General features: G+C 66.6%; 1 protein-coding gene. It reads left to right on the top strand.

Annotated features, from left to right (window positions below; all coding sequences use genetic code 11):
- Positions 1–383, top strand: a 383-nt coding sequence (locus L692_RS28085) for a transglutaminase-like domain-containing protein (protein ID WP_198027722.1), incomplete at both ends; no start/stop codon positions are given.

Genomic DNA, 383 nt, shown 5'->3' with positions numbered 1-383 from the left:
CCGCAGGCAGCCGGTATGACGCGGCATTGGCCGTCCGCGATTATTTGCAAGGGGCGTATCCCTATACGTTGGATACGCGGGTGCCGCCGGAGGGCGCCGATTTTGTCGATGATTTTCTGTTCACAGAGAAGAAGGGATACTGCGTCCATTTCGCCTCCGCAATGACGGTCCTGCTGCGCAGCTCCGGCATTCCGGCCCGGTATGTCCAGGGCTATGCCCCGGGCCGGAAGGAAGCGGGCCCCGGGCCGCAGCGGTATCTGGTGACCCAGGGGGACGCCCATGCCTGGGTCGAGGTGTATTTTCCCGGCTCGGGCTGGGTCCCCTTCGACCCGACGCCGTCCTCGGCAGCGGGCTCCGCGCTGCCATCCGCCTCTGCGGCGGCT

The organism is Paenibacillus forsythiae T98 (assembly GCF_000520735.1).
Lineage (GTDB): Bacteria > Bacillota > Bacilli > Paenibacillales > Paenibacillaceae > Paenibacillus_AQ > Paenibacillus_AQ forsythiae.
Note: the sequence above shows the minus strand (reverse complement) of the source record. Positions and strands in the feature narration are given on the sequence as shown.